15 protein-coding genes are annotated in these 17,291 nt (G+C 49.1%); all 15 read left to right on the plus strand.

What is annotated here, in order from left to right:
* Positions 1 to 48 precede the first annotated feature (48 nt).
* The 15 genes from R7D93_RS04910 to R7D93_RS04980 all read left to right on the plus strand — a co-directional run bounded on the left by R7D93_RS04910 (position 49) and on the right by R7D93_RS04980 (position 16,984).
* Positions 49 to 1,206, plus strand: a complete 1,158-nt coding sequence (locus R7D93_RS04910) for a phage protease (protein ID WP_140249222.1) — start codon at positions 49 to 51, stop codon at positions 1,204 to 1,206.
* Positions 1,207 to 1,599, plus strand: coding sequence for a hypothetical protein (locus R7D93_RS04915; RefSeq protein ID WP_140249223.1), 393 nt, complete (start codon positions 1,207 to 1,209; stop codon positions 1,597 to 1,599).
* Positions 1,600 to 1,645: 46 nt separating this feature from the next.
* Positions 1,646 to 2,539, plus strand: coding sequence for a Mu-like prophage major head subunit gpT family protein (locus tag R7D93_RS04920; protein ID WP_140249224.1), 894 nt, complete (start codon positions 1,646 to 1,648; stop codon positions 2,537 to 2,539).
* 71 nt (positions 2,540 to 2,610) lie between these two features.
* Positions 2,611 to 3,075 carry an HI1506-related protein gene (locus tag R7D93_RS04925; protein WP_219577303.1) on the plus strand — a complete coding sequence of 155 codons (465 nt, stop codon included), beginning with the start codon at positions 2,611 to 2,613 and terminating at the stop codon, positions 3,073 to 3,075.
* 3 nt (positions 3,076 to 3,078) lie between these two features.
* A complete protein-coding gene (locus R7D93_RS04930) occupies positions 3,079 to 3,510 on the plus strand; it encodes a gp436 family protein (RefSeq protein WP_140249225.1) in 432 nt (143 codons plus the stop codon).
* Positions 3,510 to 3,956, plus strand: a complete 447-nt coding sequence (locus R7D93_RS04935) for a hypothetical protein (RefSeq protein WP_065297113.1) — start codon at positions 3,510 to 3,512, stop codon at positions 3,954 to 3,956. Before R7D93_RS04930 ends, R7D93_RS04935 begins: the two co-directional genes overlap by 1 nt.
* Positions 3,946 to 4,854 (plus strand): hypothetical protein, encoded by a 909-nt coding sequence (locus R7D93_RS04940; protein ID WP_140249226.1) that lies wholly within the window; start codon positions 3,946 to 3,948, stop codon positions 4,852 to 4,854. Before R7D93_RS04935 ends, R7D93_RS04940 begins: the two co-directional genes overlap by 11 nt.
* Before the next feature lie 44 nt (positions 4,855 to 4,898).
* The gene (locus R7D93_RS04945) at positions 4,899 to 5,228 is read left to right on the plus strand and encodes a hypothetical protein (protein ID WP_140249227.1); all 330 of its coding nucleotides are present in this window, start codon (positions 4,899 to 4,901) and stop codon (positions 5,226 to 5,228) included.
* A gap of 17 nt (positions 5,229 to 5,245) precedes the next feature.
* Positions 5,246 to 5,560, plus strand: coding sequence for a DUF1799 domain-containing protein (locus tag R7D93_RS04950; RefSeq protein WP_140249228.1), 315 nt, complete (start codon positions 5,246 to 5,248; stop codon positions 5,558 to 5,560).
* Positions 5,550 to 8,564 (plus strand): tape measure protein, encoded by a 3,015-nt coding sequence (locus R7D93_RS04955; RefSeq protein ID WP_225495428.1) that lies wholly within the window; start codon positions 5,550 to 5,552, stop codon positions 8,562 to 8,564. Before R7D93_RS04950 ends, R7D93_RS04955 begins: the two co-directional genes overlap by 11 nt.
* Positions 8,554 to 9,021, plus strand: a complete 468-nt coding sequence (locus R7D93_RS04960) for a hypothetical protein (RefSeq protein ID WP_140249230.1) — start codon at positions 8,554 to 8,556, stop codon at positions 9,019 to 9,021. Before R7D93_RS04955 ends, R7D93_RS04960 begins: the two co-directional genes overlap by 11 nt.
* Positions 9,021 to 13,127 (plus strand): hypothetical protein, encoded by a 4,107-nt coding sequence (locus tag R7D93_RS04965; protein ID WP_140249231.1) that lies wholly within the window; start codon positions 9,021 to 9,023, stop codon positions 13,125 to 13,127. Before R7D93_RS04960 ends, R7D93_RS04965 begins: the two co-directional genes overlap by 1 nt.
* A gap of 82 nt (positions 13,128 to 13,209) precedes the next feature.
* The gene (locus R7D93_RS04970) at positions 13,210 to 13,698 is read left to right on the plus strand and encodes a DUF1833 family protein (protein ID WP_140249232.1); all 489 of its coding nucleotides are present in this window, start codon (positions 13,210 to 13,212) and stop codon (positions 13,696 to 13,698) included.
* A gap of 42 nt (positions 13,699 to 13,740) precedes the next feature.
* Positions 13,741 to 14,133, plus strand: coding sequence for an NlpC/P60 family protein (locus R7D93_RS04975; protein ID WP_180803837.1), 393 nt, complete (start codon positions 13,741 to 13,743; stop codon positions 14,131 to 14,133).
* The gene (locus tag R7D93_RS04980; RefSeq protein ID WP_140249234.1) at positions 14,108 to 16,984 is read left to right on the plus strand and encodes a host specificity factor TipJ family phage tail protein; all 2,877 of its coding nucleotides are present in this window, start codon (positions 14,108 to 14,110) and stop codon (positions 16,982 to 16,984) included. Before R7D93_RS04975 ends, R7D93_RS04980 begins: the two co-directional genes overlap by 26 nt.
* Positions 16,985 to 17,291 lie beyond the last annotated feature (307 nt).

Here is a 17,291-nt window from a genome sequence, read left to right on the forward strand (position 1 = left end):
ACCAACGTGAATCTCAACTAACCCCGCATGCCCTTCATTATGGAGGGCATGAAAACACATACCTTTACACCTCACCCAATCGCACAAGCGGTACTCTCTGCCAATAAGGGCAATGAGCCGTTAGCGGTACTGACTGCCGATTTATCAACGCATGATGATGGTTGGTATCAGCTGCTGCCAGCTGGCAAGTTTAAAGCGCCTGATGGTCGACCTTCTGATACTGCAGACGGTCACTGGCATTTAGATGCTGATGGTGCAAAAGCTTTTATCGCAGCAACCAAAGCGCTTCGCGATAAAGTCCTGGTCGATTATGACCACCAAACCCTTTATGTCGAACAGACAGGAAAAAGAGCACCTGCTGCAGCCTGGCTAACTGCCTCTACCGATATCGAGTGGCGTGAAGGTCAAGGTATCTACATCCGTCCTGAATGGACATCCAAAGCCCAGTCGATGATTGACGAGAAAGAGTATGCGTTTCTCTCGGCAGTTTTCCCTTACGACACATCGGGCAAACCTCTCTATTTACGCATGGCAGCCATTACCAACGATCCTGGTATTACCAAGATGGAGTCGGTCGCAGCGCTGGCAGCGGATTTCAATGTGCGTCTCTCTAAGAACGGAGTGGACGTAAATCTCTATGGCGAAACGGAGGATGCATTCGTGAACGAAGCACTCAAAAAGCTGTTAGCCCGACTGGGTATCACGGTCGACGGCGAACTCACTGACGAAATGGCAATGGCGGCGTTATCGGCCATCGATGCGCTGCAGACAAAAGCCGATAAGGTCGATGGTCTGGAGACACAAGTGGCAACGCTCTCTGCACAAGATGACAAGGTCGACTTATCCAAGTTCGTACCTATTGATGCTTACAACGGCGTAGTCGGTGAGCTGGCAGTTTTAAAAGCGGATTCAGACCAAACCAGCATCACCTCGCTAATCGATACCGCAAAGCAAGATGGCAAAGTGGTTGAAGCCGAAATGGCATACCTCACTCAGTTTGGTGAGCAGCAAGGTGTTGCATCCCTTAAAGCGATGCTCGATGCGCGTCCAGCTATCGCGGCATTAAAAGCCACTCAAACCCAAGGCAAAAAGCCACCTCAAGAACAGGTCAATGAAGATGACCTATCCGAAACCGAACAGGCGGTGCTCAAAGCGACAGGCTTAACCAAAGAGCAGTACCTCGCCACCAAGCAAGAGGAAGCATAAATGAGCTCAGTTTTCGCACGTCGATCAGGTTTAAAAGGTGCCTACCCACTGGCGGCAGCTGCAGTGGTGGCAGCATGTTCTCCGGTGTTTCTCACAGCAGGTTTAGCCGTGCCGTTTGCTAGCGCAGGTGGTACGTCCAAGTTTGCTGGTATCGCCACGTTTAACACCGACAACAGCGCAGGTGCTGACGGTGCATTAAAAGTCGAAGTCGAGAAGCAACAAATCGCTTTGTTGAACTCGGGCGACATCGATGACAGCCACGTTGGCACCACGGTGTATTTCAGCACGGAAAACAGCGTGTCCATTGATGATTCTGCCGCATCTCGCCCAACAGCGGGTGTAGTGAGCGAAGTCGATGGCGATTTGGTGTGGGTGCAACCTGCAGTGGTATAGCGCTTAACGCGTGATCCTTTAGTGAATTAGTTCTCAGGAGAGAAAGATGAAAACAAGCGGAGCGAATCTCAGCGTTCTCTATACGGCGGTTAAGTCCAACTTCCAGATGGGGCGACAAGGTTACACACAATTGTGGCCAAAAATTGCGACCTTAGTACCGTCAACAACTTCAGTCGAAACTTATGCCTGGCTAGGTGAGTTCTCTCGCTTACGTGAGTGGATTGGAGAGCGTCAAATCAATCGCATGAAGTCGCATGGCTACACGCTACCAAACAAAAAGTTTGAAGCGACGGAAGGTATCCCACGTGACTACGTCGAAGACGATACCTATGGCGTACTGATGCCGAAGTTCCAGGACATGGGTTATGCAGCGGCGACACACCCAGATGAAATGCTGTTTGCATTGCTGTTGGCTGGTTTTGACAACCTATGTTACGACGGTCAGAACTTCTTTGATACTGACCACCCAGTAGGTGATGAAGGCCAAGAGCAATCTGTTTCTAACATGCAGGCAGGTGCCGGAGAGGCGTGGTTCCTACTCGATACCTCGCGACCTCTGAAACCTCTGATTTATCAGCGCCGCAAAGACTACAACCTGAATAACAAGACCGATGCTTCCAACAGTGATCACGTCTACATGCTGGATGAGTTCCTGTACGGCGTGGATGCTCGCGGTAACTGGGGCTTTGGTTTCTGGCAGCAGGCGTTTGCCTCTAAAGCGGATTTAACGGATGCGAACTTCGATACCGCAATGGAAACCATGATGGGTTTTAAGTCAGACAAAGGCCGTCCACTGGGCATCATGCCGAACCTGTTGATTGTTGGTCCATCGAATCGCAGTGCGGCGAAGAAAGTCGTCGAAGCGGAAAATAAAGCACAAGGTGAAAGCAACACCAACTTCAAAGCGGTGGAAGTGCTTGTGGTGCCTTGGTTGCCGTAAGTCAGATTTAAGCTGGCTTAGTCACCTTTGCCAGCTTTCCTTTTGTCATTGAATTATGGAGAGCTTATGTCATGGCTGAAAAAACTCTTATCGCCTCTTCGATTATGGTCATTTGTCACGCGCATACAGGCTATCGCCGTGCAGGTATGGCGTTTTCTAAAGGGGAAAACACCCTCAAACCTGATTCCATTACCCAAACTCAGCTGGTTCAGCTTAAAGCCGATCCACGACTTAAAGTCACTTTGGCTGAAGATGCGCTTTCAAGTTCCCCGCTTAATGAGTCAACGGGTGGTAACCAATCCGACGGCGACCTGGGCGATAGCGCTCTTCCTGCCAATCTAGTCGAAGCCATCCAGCGACTCGACCCAAGCAATACCGAGCATTTCACCACAAGTGGTAAGCCGGCAACGGAAGCGCTTAGTGAACTGATGCAAACCAAAGTGTCTGCTGCAGAACGCGACGAAGCATGGGAAACCTTCCAGGCAAGTGAAGCAAACCTTGATGGTAAGTCTGACGACGAAGAGAAAGGTGAGTAACCGATGAAGTACTGTACTCGCGACGACATGATCACTCGCTTTAGTCTCGACGAGTTGATTGAACTAACGGACAAGGACGGTAGCACAGGTGCCATTGTCGATGCCGTTCTTGACCAAGCCATTACCGACGCGAGTGCCACTATTGATGGTTACATTGGAGGCCGCTATCAACTGCCATTGTCTAGCGTGCCTTCCATCTTGCTGCGCATGGCTTGCGATTTGGCTCGCTACTTCTTGTATGACGACCAGCTGGGCGATGAGCACCAAGTCACCAAACGCTATCGCGATGCGATTGAATACCTGAAACAAGTGGGTAATGGCAAGGTGCAATTGGGCATTAATTCCGATAGTGAACGCCCAGCGCCGACCAGTACCGCGCAGATGGTTTCATCAGGCAGTGTCTTCGCTCGCCAAAACAGCAAGGGCTTTATCTGATGGACAGCGATTTAATTCAACTCACCATTGAGCGGCTTAAAGACCAAAGTAACGGCAAGCCGCCTTGGATCGATGTGAAAGAAATTGATTCGCTCACTCAGCTTCATGAGAAGAAGTCTGCGCTGCTCAGAACGCCAGCCTTGTTTGTGTTTTTGGTCAGTGACAGCCCTAAGCCGGATGTACGTGGCAGTGGGTTGTACCTTCAAGACTGCGTAGCCACGGTTGGCGTGGTTATCGTCACCAAAAGCACCAACAGCAAACCGATTGACTGGCAGCCGCTGCGAAAAGAACTTCGCCAACGTCTGTTTGGTTGGACGCCGGATGATGAATATGAGCCTTTCTGGTTAGGACCCGGGCGACTCATGGGCATCTCGAATGGTCGAGCGGATTGGTTCGACCAATTTATTACTGAATACACAGAGGATCAGAATCGTTATGGCTCGTAAAGAACGAAAGAAAATTCTCGCCTTTGCTGTGGAATCCACTTATGGCGTTGATGCCATTGCAGCTGGTTCTCCTCAATATTTGCTTGGGCGTGAGTTCTCCATTACTCCGATGGCGGGTGAATCGCAGTCACTGGAATATGACAACGGCCAGCTCGGTAACTCACAACAGATTGTGACTGAGTTGTATGTCACGCTGGAATTCACTGTCGACTTATCGGCGAGCAGCGCTGTCGCTACCGCTGCGCCTTATGCGGATTTACTCTCAGCCTGTTTGCGTAAGACTGAGACCGATGCTGCGGAATGTCGCTATGTGATTGATGAAGACTCGACAGAATCCCTTACCTTTTATTTCTACCAGTCCGGTGCACTGCATAAAGTCACGGGTGCTCGTGGCTCGTTGTCCATCAGTGCCCAGGCGAAAAACTTCGGTGGTATCAAGTTTACCTTCAGCGGTTTGTTTAGCCCGGTTGAAAGTGCCGTATTACCAGCAGCGAACTTCGATGTGTGGCAGACCCCACTAAAGATTGGTGTGCAAAACTCCTCGTTCGCCATTGATGGTACGCCACTCAAGATGATTAGCCTCGAATATGACCAGGCTAACTCGGTGGTGTATCAGGAGTACGTTGGGCACGAAGAAATCATCATTACGGATTACGCACCAACGGGAACCATCGTCATTGAAGCGCCAGACCAGACAACGTGGGATGCGTTCGCCAAAGCAGAGTCAGGGGCAACGCACAGCATTACGTTTGCCAATGGTCCTATCGGTAATCAGGTCGAGTGGTCCAGTTCAAAAGTGCAGTTAGGCCGTCCAACGTATGGCGAGCAAGATGGCACTCAAACCTTATCGATTCCACTTATCCCAATCAGCAATGTGGATTTAATTACCACGCGTTAAACACCGTTTAAACGCATTTAACTGACTGTTTAAAGGAGCACTCCATGTTTAAAGTTCAAAAGGAACGCCTTGTTAAAAACTGGCCTGCCACGGTATCTGTAGCCGTCGATGATGGCAAAGTTGAGACTCACAACATTACTCTCGATTTACTCCTGCTCGATGTCGAACAAAGTGACAAAGTCCTGCGCTATTTCAAAGAGAACGTTAAGCAGGTCGTTAAAGGCTGGTCTGGTATTGGTGACGCAGACGGCGAGGTGATGACGTTCAGCGACGAGAATCTCGATATCTTGCTCGGCAATCCTGCTTTTATCAAAGCGGTTGTCGATGCTTACTTGCAGGCTAACTCAGGGCAGGCTGCAGAAAAAAACTCATAGAGGCGGTGCGCACGTTAATGCGCCGCCGTAATGCCACCAAACAAGATGAAGACAGCTGGGAAGAAGAGTTAACACTGTGGGGGGTTCAGGATATTCAGGACGCCCACGATGAAACCATTGAACTATGGGAAGAGCACTTAGAAGTGGTGCAGTGGTGGTTTTCTATTCCTGGTTTTCTCAAATTTAACGGTACCGCATGTCTGGGCATGGATGTGCTGGCCGTTAAAGCCGATATGGAGTTGTCTGACTCCACTTACTCGCCCGAGCAATATCAGAAGCTCAAAGTGATCGCCCGAACCTTGGCCGAGGAGCTGAACCAACGTGAACAATGATCTTAAATTCACTCTGCGTTTTGACGCTGAAAACAAGCAGTTTATCGGCCAGGTAAAACAAGCTGGTAATGCTGTTGATCAACTCGGTGGTGATGCGGGTAAAACACAAGGCAAACTCTCAGGGCTTAGCCGCGAATCCGACAAGCTCACTGGAGAGATGGGGAGCCTGAAAAATCAGGTGCTCGGTTTAGCCGGTGGATTCTCTGCTCTGTTTGCTGCTCAGCAAGCCAAAGACTCATTGGCGCAATACCAGGATATCCGCACTCAAATCACTGCTCTCGTTGGCGGCCAACAAGAATGGATTGAAACGGAGCAGTACCTAAACCAGGTTTCTGAAGACCACAATAAAACGCTCATCGCAATGGCGGGGAATTACGCCAGGTTAGCGAGCCTCCAAGAAGCTGGGTTGCTTACTCAGAATCAAGTCCGAGATATCTTTGAGGGCATGAGTAACGTACAAAGCCAGACTGGTGCTACAACAGACCAACTTGGCAACTCTATGTATGGCCTCTCGCAAGCCCTTGCATCACCGATTGTCCGAGCGGAAGAGTTAAACCAGGTGGTTGAAACCATGCCTGGCTTACTAAACAAACTGGATAAAGCTGCCGGATTGGCTGCGGGTGGATTCCGTCAGATGATCGTTGACGGGCAAGTGACTAGCCAGTTTTTTAAAGAGACTTTGATAACCGCGCTCCAGGACTACGACGGCGCAGCCGCCAGAACGGCAGATAACGTCAGTGCTAAGTCGGCAGAAATGGCCCGCGCTTACCAACAGGCCGTCGTCGCGTTTGAGCAACCTATCTCTGATTCCTTCACCGTATTCGCAGAAAGCAGCGCAGGCGCGTTAACGTTACTTGCCGAGAATGCTGACCTGGTAACCACGATTGTGGGTGTGTCCATGTCTGCTGCGATGGGCCGAGGTGCAGCTGCCGTCTATGTACTCACAACAGCAAAACTTCAAGCTATTGCGGCAACTCACAAACAAGAACAGGCCAACTATGCTGAGCTGAAATCGCTGGCAGCCAAACAGCAAATAGAAGTTCGTTACCTTGAAACGCTACGCCAATCGAATAACCAAAAATTTCGAGCTATTGGGGCAGAAGCACAATTAACCGCAGCTCGTCAGAGCCTGGTGACGACGACAGGTGCGCTTGCCGCTGCACAAAGTCGTCTGAATATCGCCAGTCGAGCTGGCTCTGCTTTATTAGGAATATTGGGTGGTCCTGCTGGTATTGCCATGATGGCGGCAGGGGCTATCGGTTATTTTGCGTTGTCCAATTCAGATGCTGCAGACGAAACAGTTCGTTTCTCCGAAAGTATTGAATCCTTGCTTGGTCAAATGGATAAGCTCGAAGCCAAGAGACTTAACCAAGGTATGGCCGAGCGCATGGCTAGGCTGACTGAAGTTCAACTGAAAATTGAGACGCTCAATAATCAGCGCGGTACGAACAAAATAGAACAACGCAACAAGCAGCTTGCGGTGTTAAGAAGCGAAGAAAGCCAGCTACGTAAAGAAATCATCAGCCTTGAAGAAGAACTCGACGAAATTCGAACTCGTCCACTCGATAAGCCTGACCCCGAAGATCTTCAAGACGAAAAGGTAACTGAATCCGCCAATAAGATGCTTGCCAACCTGCAAAAGCAAAATGCGCTTTATGGCCAAACGACCCACGCAGCAAAGCTTAAGTACGAGTTGGAACATGGCTCCCTAAAAGGCATCAACGAAGAGTTAGCTAAAAAGCTAATGCTTGAAGCGCAATCGCTTGACGCTAAAGAAGCGACTAAAAAGGACAAAAAAGACACTGCCGCAATTGATGCGTTTTACGCTCAAACCGACGAATTAGAGAATGCTTGGTTGCAAAGGCTAGCGATTGAAGCTGATTACGAAAATAGGGCGGTTATCCAGGAGCAATATGCCTATCAGGCTCGCTTGGAAGATATGGAAGCTCACTATCAAAAAGCGGTTACTCATGCACAAAACAACCAAGAAACACTATCTGAGCTGAAACAAGAGTATCGACTACAGCAGGAGATCGCGGAAGCCGACCACCAAACTCGTTTACGAGAAATAGAAAACGAGATTCAAGCGCAAAGAGAAGAAGATAACCAAGGCTTTTGGGATCGTTATCTTGAGTCAATGCAAAGCAATCTGATGAATGTCGACCAGTTGGCCGCAAACACGATAGATAGCTTTTCTTCCGGGATGGGAACAGCTTTCGAGCGAATGTTGTTTGACTCTGAGAATCTGGGTGATGCCATGACTAATTTAGCTGATGGCATGAGCCGAAGCTTTGTTAATGCCTTAGGCCGTATGGCATCTGAGTGGCTTGCTTATCAGTTAGTACAAAAGCTTGTCGGTATGGAAACGGCGACAGCGAGTGCTATGGCGGTGTCGACACAAGCGCAAGCTATGTCGCTGATGGCTGGCTTAAACGCCTACGCATCTACTGCTGCAATCCCCATTACTGGTCCACTAATGGCTCCTGGAGCTATGGGGTTAGCGCTAACCGCTACTGCTCCTATAGCTGCGTCGGTATCAGCACTAGCGTTTAGTGGAATTCTTGGCCAAGCCCACGATGGTATTAAAAGCGTACCAAGAGAAAACGAAGGTACGTGGTTACTGAAAGCAAACGAGATGGTACTCAACCCAACTCAGGCCGATAACTTCCGCTGGATGGTCGATATGATGCAGCAGATGAAAGCCATGATGGGAGCTGCCATGACTGCATCTGTAGGCGCACCTGCGGCGAACGACAATGCGGTATCAGTCAATGTCTCTGGTGTTGACCGTTCTGACAATAGCTCGACTAACAATGTTGGAAGTGATTTATACCTCACCCTCAATCTGGTTGAGGATGCTTCTCGTGCCGGTACTGTGGAGCAGTCCAGTGATGGTGACATGACCACCTTAGATATCAAGGTCGCGAAGCTACTGCAATCGTCATCCACGCAAACGTCGCAGGTCATGCAGACCCGATTCAGGATACAGCAATATGGCAGTTAAGTTCTCATACCCTGAAGGGTTACCGCGACCACTGCTCACTGATATGAGCTTGAACCAGTCCACGGGCGTATTGGTCACCGAGTTTAGCACGGGACGAAAACGCGCCAGAAAGCTACCGAACCGGCCATCAGAAATGAAAGCCACCTGGAAGTTGAAAACCAGCATGGCAAATTTATTTGAATCGGCTCTGGATAACTGGCTGCTCGGTCGCTGGTTTTTAATGGACATTAAAACGCCGTTTAGCGATGACCTCCAGCAATGCGAAGTGTTAATCACCCAAGACCCTAGAGATAAGCGTAAGCCAGTCAATGCCAAGTTCTGGGAGTACACAGCAACTGTGCAAATCAAGAAAGTGCCACAACTTGATGAAGGTACTCTGCTGGACACTATGCTGGCCCCGAACACTTTTGCTGAGCTGATTGCTCAACTAGAAACCACCATGATGGAGTTACCTTAATGTCCAGTTTTCCCGATTTATTAACCTCATTTGAAGAAGCGGTGGAAGCGCTAAAAGTTAAATTGAGTCAGGATCCAACGGCTCTTGCCAGTTATAACGGTGAAGTAATTCAGTCAATCGCTAAAGACATTGAAGATGAATGGGCTTTGATAAGCGCAATGGTGCAAGGGCGAGGTGCTTTTGCAACCAAAGCTGATCTTTTAGCTGCTGGAGCGCCTCCTGCCGACAAGCCATTAGCCGAAGTATGGAAAGATGGTGACAATAATGGTCTTTATGGATGGACAGGGTCAGCCTGGGAGCGTTCTGACTATGATTTATATCAGACTGTATCACGTTTGCGTGATAGCCAATCGAACATGTGGTACCAAGACCTTGGGCCTACGGATAACGAGTATGAAGCCAATCGTTCAGCAATTACTCGGGCGATCAAGGACGTAAAAGCAAATGATTTAATTAATCCTACCGAGGCTCATTATTTGTGGGTTATGGCGAGTAATGATGCTACCTATGAAGATCGTTTTTACATTCGAGACGAGTCAAACAATGTCTACCGTTTTGGTGCGGAAGTTCGCCCTCAAGGTTGGGAGGACGGGCCTGTTTGGATACGTCTAAATGCCTCGACCAGTTTTAACCAAATTATTGATGTTCTAATCGATTACCGAGAACTACCAGACGGCCTACTTTGGAATGGTGGTTCCCCCGCTTTTGGTTTTTCTAATGCGTGGTTGAACTACGGAATTGAAACGCAAGCTACTAACAATAAACTGGATCTGATGCGTGGTTGTCTTGAACCTAACCTCTCAGTTTATACGCCCACAGAAAGTTATGACAGAAAGTGGATGAAGCACTTTATTTGTCATGCTTTCTCATTGCCGCAAGTCAAGCACCGCTATCGTTTGGCTACGTTTGCCGTTGATGATGCTACGTATGGCAACAAGATGATCATTAAAAGTGGTAGTGATGAGTCGTATGAAACGATTTCTGGCCAAGACCCAATTCAGTTGGGGCAATACTATCAATATGAGTGCCATGGGCCTGGTGGTGTTATTCGTGTAGTGGTGGATACAGATGCCATTCGTGCAGTGTCCGGCCTTCCCACGATGTTAGTAAATACAAATGAGCATCGTCTTTATTTTTCAGCGAATGAAGGTTTAGCGGACCTTTCGCGTTCAGTGTGGTTGGCGAATAGCTTCCCTATGGTCAACACCGTCACATCTAACTTGAATAAGGCTGAGTATAGCGAAGTAGCCAAGAGCATTGTGTCAGTAAACATTGTGGCGGCTGAACCAGGCTTAACCGTGGATAAACTTCGAGTTCAGGTGTTTACCAAGAGCCCTTCAGATTTTGACGACAGCATTTGGATTTCTGATGATACCAATACCATTGGGACATGGCGTGGTGATGCTGAGACTAACGGTGGAACAGAAATAACCATCAAAGGCACTTGGAGTGGTGGCCCTGCTGTCATCAACATGACAGTAGATTGGACAAGCATTGGATCGAGCGGCACGTTGATTAATGGCTTGCCAGGTGGCGCTCCCCTTCACTTACGTACTAATAACGTCGGGGAATCGGCGGCAGAGCGAAAAGTCAAAGAACATGAAAAGGATTTTCACTTAGCTCAGTGGCTTGCAACGTCAGCAATAGACCATCCTAACTGGGACTCTTTTTCAGCGTTGCTCGCTAATTACATTAAGGGGTTTTATCTAACTGGGATAAAAGAAGGGGTGACTTACGGCATTGGTATCATCACGAAAAACACCACTACTTACGGCACTAAAGTGGACATATTCAATGATGAACGTCGAATTGTTGCCTCTGGTCGTGTTGATGCTCCCAACGAAAATGGTGAGACCGTTTTCGAGCTAAAGCCAGTGGGTAGCACTGTAAGCGGTAAGTTGTGGGTAGACATGAGTCAGATGGCCGATGGAACGGTTGAAAACACCAATACCCCACGACTGTTACTTAACCCTGCTTATGTGGAGATTAGGGCTGTCCCAGACATGATCCCAACCCTCGATGTTGAAACAAAGCCACTTATAGTCAGGAATGCCATTCGATTAGCTTGCATGGGCAGCTCAATTACTTGGGGTTCTGGTTATGTAGGACAAAGTTCGTATGTGGGAGTGGTTGAAGATTATCTGCGTAATGAGGTTGCCACCACCATCTTGGGCGAACAGTTGGGTTATGCGGTTCGTTTATCTGAGTCGATGCAGTACAAGGGCGCTATCGCATACCTTGAGGGCAAAGACACCGCGACCGAGTTTACTCTACTCGGTGATGAGGTAAGCCTTGCGCTATGTAAAGAACGAGGCAATGAACACGCTGCCATCGTTGAGCTTTGGGTTAATGACAAGCTATGTGAACGATTCTCTACCTATAACGAAGAACCTTTTTCGGAAGGCGTCGTTAAGTCGTGGAATGCTGATGGAACGACGCGCTCTTGGGATCTGGAAGTTCCCTTTACCTATAACCACCAAGTGAAGCGCAATGGCCAAGTGCTGAACGGAGGTATTTACAGTGGCGGTTATGGTGGAAGCTGGCCGGACGGTTGGGAATACATGATTGTACGCCGAACCAAAGAGTCTGGCGCAGAGCATGAAGTCACGCATTGGTTGACATTCAAAACCAACCAAACCACAGGCGCCGTGATTGAATGTACATTTGATCATGGCGAGACGATTAAGCCGATGTTCTCGACCGTGGGCAACCTTGGCAAGAACTTAGGCAGTGGCATCGAATCAACCTATGGTGATGGAAACATTGCTTATGACCCTGCGAACCCTGTCGGTCTTTCTTCAGGTCTTGATTTTCGTCATACGGATGATCGAGCCATTATCACGGCTAAGTTTCCTACCGTTCAGACGCTGAATGCTAAATTGGTGATCATAGGTTCAGACCCGAGAGTAATTAATCCGTCTTCTCCTCGTCTTTACTTGAACTTTGTGACCAACAAGATGCACCACATCATGAATGCGGGTATCGGTGGCTTTAAAGCAAGTAATTTCCTTTCATCTTACGAAAGCTTGAAAAGTCATTACAAAGTCAGTCAGTGGAAGCCGACTCATATTTCAATGGAGTCATGCACTAACGACGATTGGGGTACGAATGAGTATTTGTGCTGGACGGATGCCACGATGTCTCAGGCGCAACTTTTTGATGTCGATTCATTGATTTGGCTTCAGGATATTCAAAACAACCAAGACGGCACCTATTTGGTTTCCGATTCTCGAATTACTTACGAGGAAATAGGGCCATTTCATGTCGTGTTAAAGAGTGACACGACTCAAATTGGTGATATTCAGCCAGGTGATGTGGTGACGTTTGGCCAGTGGAAAGGGGACAATCGTTCTATGGCGGTTCGTCTGGTCAAAAGCTGGGATGCGGTTTCACGCCGTATTGAGTGGGGACCAGAACTAAGGGTGGATGATTTTGGCTGGGGTATGGATTCAATCTCTGAGATTGAGACTATCCAGGTCAGGTCACTTAAGCAATGGGGCGATAATGTTGAGTCGGTCATTACTAACCTAAGAGAAGCGAACCCGAACGCTCATTTGAGCATTGGAACGTGTGGCGTCCCGAATATGCGAACTCGCCGATTAGAAGGGTACACTGACTACGGCAAACATATTGCCAAGCAGCTCGGAGTGGATTTTATTGACTACTACTCGGTAACGCGTGAGTGGTCTGAAAATGCAGCTGCGGACCTACAGGTTTACATAACCGCCGGCGGTGGTGAAACAGGGGATGGATCATCCGAGTTCCCGTTGTATTTCGAAAATGGTAATGAAGTCAAAAACTACTGGACGATGCGTGGCTGGTCAGTTGTTGTCAATGGTGTTGAGCGTTACCTTGATGGTTGTTATGTCATTGGCGGCGCGCGTCGCGGCTGGACCGATCCTAACGGTGACTTGAGCATGAGTAACTACACATGGGTGTATGACCAGTATAAAGTCGTTTTTACCAAGCATGTGCCACCTGCAGGTGCGCAAATCCATGTAAAGAAAACTTCTGAAACGTGGTCTAGTGATGATTGCCACCCGTCTTCGATAGGTTATTCGTTGTTTAGTCAAGCCTTCACCGAGCACTTACGAAAGGTCATTTAATACCACCTAGCATTCGCCGCGCCATCGATGCCTGTTGGCGCGTAGCGAATTGCCAGTCAATTCTTAAAATGAGATTAATCCTATGTCTCAAGCCCTAAAACAATACCACGCCAGTGCTGGGCCGGATGACAAGCTGATCACCCTGCAGTTAACCTCAACCGCTTTTGTAACCCGTTATTTGGTTTCAGCGTTTGAGGATGTCACTGCCGCCCTCGAAGATGCCACCCCGGTGACTTTCGAGGCGTATGGGTTGTCAGTAAACTTGCCTAAGTCTGCCTCCGGCGCTGAAATGGAGCTGCAGTTTGGTCTCGATAACGTCACCGGTGAAGCGCGTCAGATGATAGAGGCGGCGCGCCAAGCTGGCGCGGATGTGTATATTACCTTGCGCGAGTACATGGCTTCAGATCTAATGTCGCCCGCTTCCAAACCGATAAAATTCAAAGTCACCAAAGCGGCGACCACGCGCACCAATTGCTCGGTTTCCGCTGGTATCGGCTATCTCAGCAACAGCGCTTGGCCACGTCCTCGATTTACCGTCGAGTACGCCCCTGGTCTAGCGACCATCTCGTAACGAATCAAAAGGTTTTCTATGAACGCAGAGGAAATTATTAGCGTGGCGAAGCGCGTCCCATATGTGCCTGGTGGCCGCGATCTTGATGGGTGGGATTGCTATGGCTCTGTGCGTTGGCTCTATCACCAATTCACGGGCGTGTTGATGCCTGAGTTTCCCGCACTCAGCCATAAAGATGAAGCGATCACTCAACGTGCGGCTTGGTGCGTGCATGACAGCGTGGAGGAATGCAAATTTCAACCTCTGGCGCTGGCGGCGCAATATAAAAACCGCCGGTGGGTCCATATTGGGTTGGTACTGCCAGACCGTCGCATAATTCACGCTTATGATAATAAAGCCACTATCCACCGCCGCAGCATGTTTGAAATGCTGGCGCCTGTTACCAAGTATTACCAATGGAAAGACCCAGATGGCCACACTGATTGTTTATCCTGACGCTGCCGATGTGACAGTTCGAGAAGAAAACCCTATTCATGAACCCACATTCAAAGCCTATCTCGACCGTCATGTCCCTGGCTGGGATGACGGGCCAACAGGGCATAAGTTAAAAACACCTCGCTTTGTGGCCACGATTAATGGCCAGGCATTTAACCCAAAAGAGTGGGCGAACCGAGTGTTACTTGATAGTGACACCATTGATGTTGTGATTCCACCTAAAGGACTTGATCCGGTCTCATGGGCGTATATCGCTGTCGCGGCGCTGACCGCGGCGTACTCTGTTTACACCATGAACAACATGAACCAGCTGGGCTCCAATTCCTCTACTGTACCAACCGGCAAAAACATCTATGACATTAACGTCCAGGTGAATAAGGCGGAATTAATGGGCGTCCGACCGGAGTGGTTTGGCCGTCATCAGTCCGTGCCGAGTTACCTTTGCAGCCCGTATAAGTATTACAACGAGAACAATGAGCAGGTTCTCGCTCTGATGCTGCACGTTGGTGAAGGTCACTACCAGATATCCTCAACCGGATTGACCATTGCTGGCACGCCCATCAGTCGCCTAAGTGACGACGCGAACTGGCAGCTATTTGGCCCTGGTGAGGATGTCACGACTCATGAGGCCCATAAGAACATTTACACCGCGGAAGAGGTCGGCGGGACGGACAGCTCCAGCGGTCTGGATTTTATCGGTCCTAGCGCCTCAGTAACCGTAAGCGTTGAAGATGATAAATCCATTATTCTGAGTGAAAAAACGGTGCTTGTTCAGGATCGCTTTTCAAGCACAAGCTATTATGGCGACGGCGACCGAGAGACCACCTACTACTGGAAGAACAAAAACTTAGAATGGGAAGCCGGTACCACGTTTACAATTACTGGCATTTCATCCACATCAGTCCTAATTGATGACATTGTCGAGATTGTTGACAGCGGTAACGATGGCACGACAGGGGAACCCCTGCCGGATAAGGTTATCGGAAAAGGCTTTAGCGTCCTTAGCGTCAATCAGGAGGTTCAGCTATCTGGCGCAGGCTCGAATGATTCAACTTATTTGGCCGTGCCTCTGTCAGACACGGAACTAACTTTCAAAGACCTGCAAGGTAATGACGTTACCGACTTAACGCCAGCGCCAAGTGTAACAATTAAGATCACGACAACCAGCACGGATGATGGTCTTTACGAAGTCGTTTCTACCGACGCTAACTATCAGATGACGGTGAAGCGCGTCGGGGATGAAGATTGGACCGGCTTTATTGGCGGAACGTATACGAGCGGTATCTCACTGGATGTAACCAGTGACACATTGCCCGATTATCAGCTTGGCCCTTATGTGGGGTGCCCTGAAGGATACACCACCGATTACATTGAAATTGACATGCTGCGTAGCTCTGGGTGGGGACGATACGACAAGAAAGGCAGGTTGCAAAACCACACCGTGGACTGGGAGGTCTGGGTGCGTGATGCCGATGTCGGTGAGCTCGATGACTGGCAGGTATTCCCGTTTACCTACACAGAAAAGAGTTTCGACCAGGTTGGCCAAACTCACCCGATCACGCTACCAAACGCGATACGCCCAGAGGTAATGCTGGTCAGAAAAACCAAATCGTATGATGACACCAAGTACCTGGATAAACTGCAGTGGATGCGTTTAAAGAGTAAACTTCCAACGGCGAGCAGCTACGAGACCAGCACCACGCTGGCCATCTCGATTCGTTCTGATTCCAATCTTTCCTCATCGGCCACCAACAAGTTCAAGGTATTGCAAACCCGAAAACTGCCGGTACCCGATGGGGCGGGCGGCTGGACCGAAGAGTTATACGCCACCCGAGACATTGCCCCTGCAGTGCGCTATATCGTGCATCAGTCTGGCGGGTCGGATGATGACATCGATATGGATGAGTTGCTGTGGATGCATGACAACGTGTGGTCACCAAACGAGGAATATTTCGACGGTGGCTTTGTTGATGACGGCACCATCTACTCGGCATTAAAAACGGTCCTGCAGTCTGGTATGGCTGAGTTTTGTTTCGACATTGGCAAGATCCTGCCTAAGCGCCTGTTTGAGAAAACTGGTGCTGGTCATGTCTACACGCCGGACGTCATGCAGGGTGACGGTTTAACTATCACCACCACACTGTATGATCCCGACCAGAACGAGGGCTTGATTGTGTATTACATGGACCCGACCGACTGGACAACAAGCAGCGTCAAGTGCTGGCTAGGCGATAAGAACGCGATCAGTAAATGGGGCGAATTGGAGCTGACCAAAGGCGTCACCTCAAGAACGCGCGCCTGGCGCATTGGCATGCGCATGCTGCGCCGCACTCAGGGTGAAAAAATCAATTACTCGTTCACTACGGAAATGGACGCGCTCAATAGTACCTACCTTGACTATGCGGAGTTGTGTGATGACCTGCCAAACTTTGGCCAGTTCGGTGAGGTAGTCGACTGGCAGGTGGTCCGCAACAGCAACGATGAACTAGTGGCTCAAATTACCGTAGAACGGGATTTAGAATGGACGGTGGGCGATACTCACTATATGACCGTTCGACGTCATGATGGCACTGGCAATGGGCCTTTTGTCGCGACGAAAGTTAGTAGCCGCGTGGTGATGCTCGATGGCCAGCTGGACTTTATCCCGAATCTGACTGGGCAAATTGAACCGCCGCTTTGGTTGTTTGGTGATGCAACTCGCTATTCAGAGCCTGCGGTGATTACCTCGATAACGCCCAACATAAACAACGAGAAAACTAAATGCAGCGTTAAGGCGACGAACTACGTGGCTGATATGTTTAAAGACGATAACAACCTCCCGCCAGCCCCTGGGGTGACATGGTGGGAGTAGTTATCTTCAAAAGAGGAAGCGCATTGACAACTAATCTTTAAACGGCGTTTAAAAGTGGGATAAACGTTTATCGGTAGAAGTATGGTTTAGGGAGAAACCGCTAGAAATGGAAATCTCAAAGCTTTTCATTTTGTGCGGTATCCTTTTTCAAACCGCGCGGCGGGCTACAACTCAAACTACTGTCAACAGTAAAAAAATACATTTTTAGAAAAAAATATTGAGTTAAGGGCTTTACTTTTCTGTATGGCTTGCCAGTAAAGGCTCGAGGTTAGTTATCCACTAAATTTGTGGATAAGTATGTTGATGA

Source organism: Vibrio sp. YT-15, from assembly GCF_033337445.1.
Classification (GTDB): Bacteria; Pseudomonadota; Gammaproteobacteria; order Enterobacterales; family Vibrionaceae; genus Vibrio; species Vibrio alginolyticus.

Excerpts from the sequence above, each read along its gene's own strand:
- R7D93_RS04910 (WP_140249222.1), top strand. The coding sequence starts at position 49 with ATGAAAACACATACCTTTACACCTCACCCAATCGCACAAGCGGTACTC.
- R7D93_RS04915 (WP_140249223.1), top strand. The coding sequence starts at position 1,207 with ATGAGCTCAGTTTTCGCACGTCGATCAGGTTTAAAAGGTGCCTACCCA.
- R7D93_RS04920 (WP_140249224.1), top strand. The coding sequence starts at position 1,646 with ATGAAAACAAGCGGAGCGAATCTCAGCGTTCTCTATACGGCGGTTAAG.
- R7D93_RS04925 (WP_219577303.1), top strand. The coding sequence starts at position 2,611 with ATGGCTGAAAAAACTCTTATCGCCTCTTCGATTATGGTCATTTGTCAC.
- R7D93_RS04930 (WP_140249225.1), top strand. The coding sequence starts at position 3,079 with ATGAAGTACTGTACTCGCGACGACATGATCACTCGCTTTAGTCTCGAC.
- R7D93_RS04935 (WP_065297113.1), top strand. The coding sequence starts at position 3,510 with ATGGACAGCGATTTAATTCAACTCACCATTGAGCGGCTTAAAGACCAA.
- R7D93_RS04940 (WP_140249226.1), top strand. The coding sequence starts at position 3,946 with ATGGCTCGTAAAGAACGAAAGAAAATTCTCGCCTTTGCTGTGGAATCC.
- R7D93_RS04945 (WP_140249227.1), top strand. The coding sequence starts at position 4,899 with ATGTTTAAAGTTCAAAAGGAACGCCTTGTTAAAAACTGGCCTGCCACG.
- R7D93_RS04950 (WP_140249228.1), top strand. The coding sequence starts at position 5,246 with ATGCGCCGCCGTAATGCCACCAAACAAGATGAAGACAGCTGGGAAGAA.
- R7D93_RS04960 (WP_140249230.1), top strand. The coding sequence starts at position 8,554 with ATGGCAGTTAAGTTCTCATACCCTGAAGGGTTACCGCGACCACTGCTC.
- R7D93_RS04965 (WP_140249231.1), top strand. The coding sequence starts at position 9,021 with ATGTCCAGTTTTCCCGATTTATTAACCTCATTTGAAGAAGCGGTGGAA.
- R7D93_RS04970 (WP_140249232.1), top strand. The coding sequence starts at position 13,210 with ATGTCTCAAGCCCTAAAACAATACCACGCCAGTGCTGGGCCGGATGAC.
- R7D93_RS04980 (WP_140249234.1), top strand. The coding sequence starts at position 14,108 with ATGGCCACACTGATTGTTTATCCTGACGCTGCCGATGTGACAGTTCGA.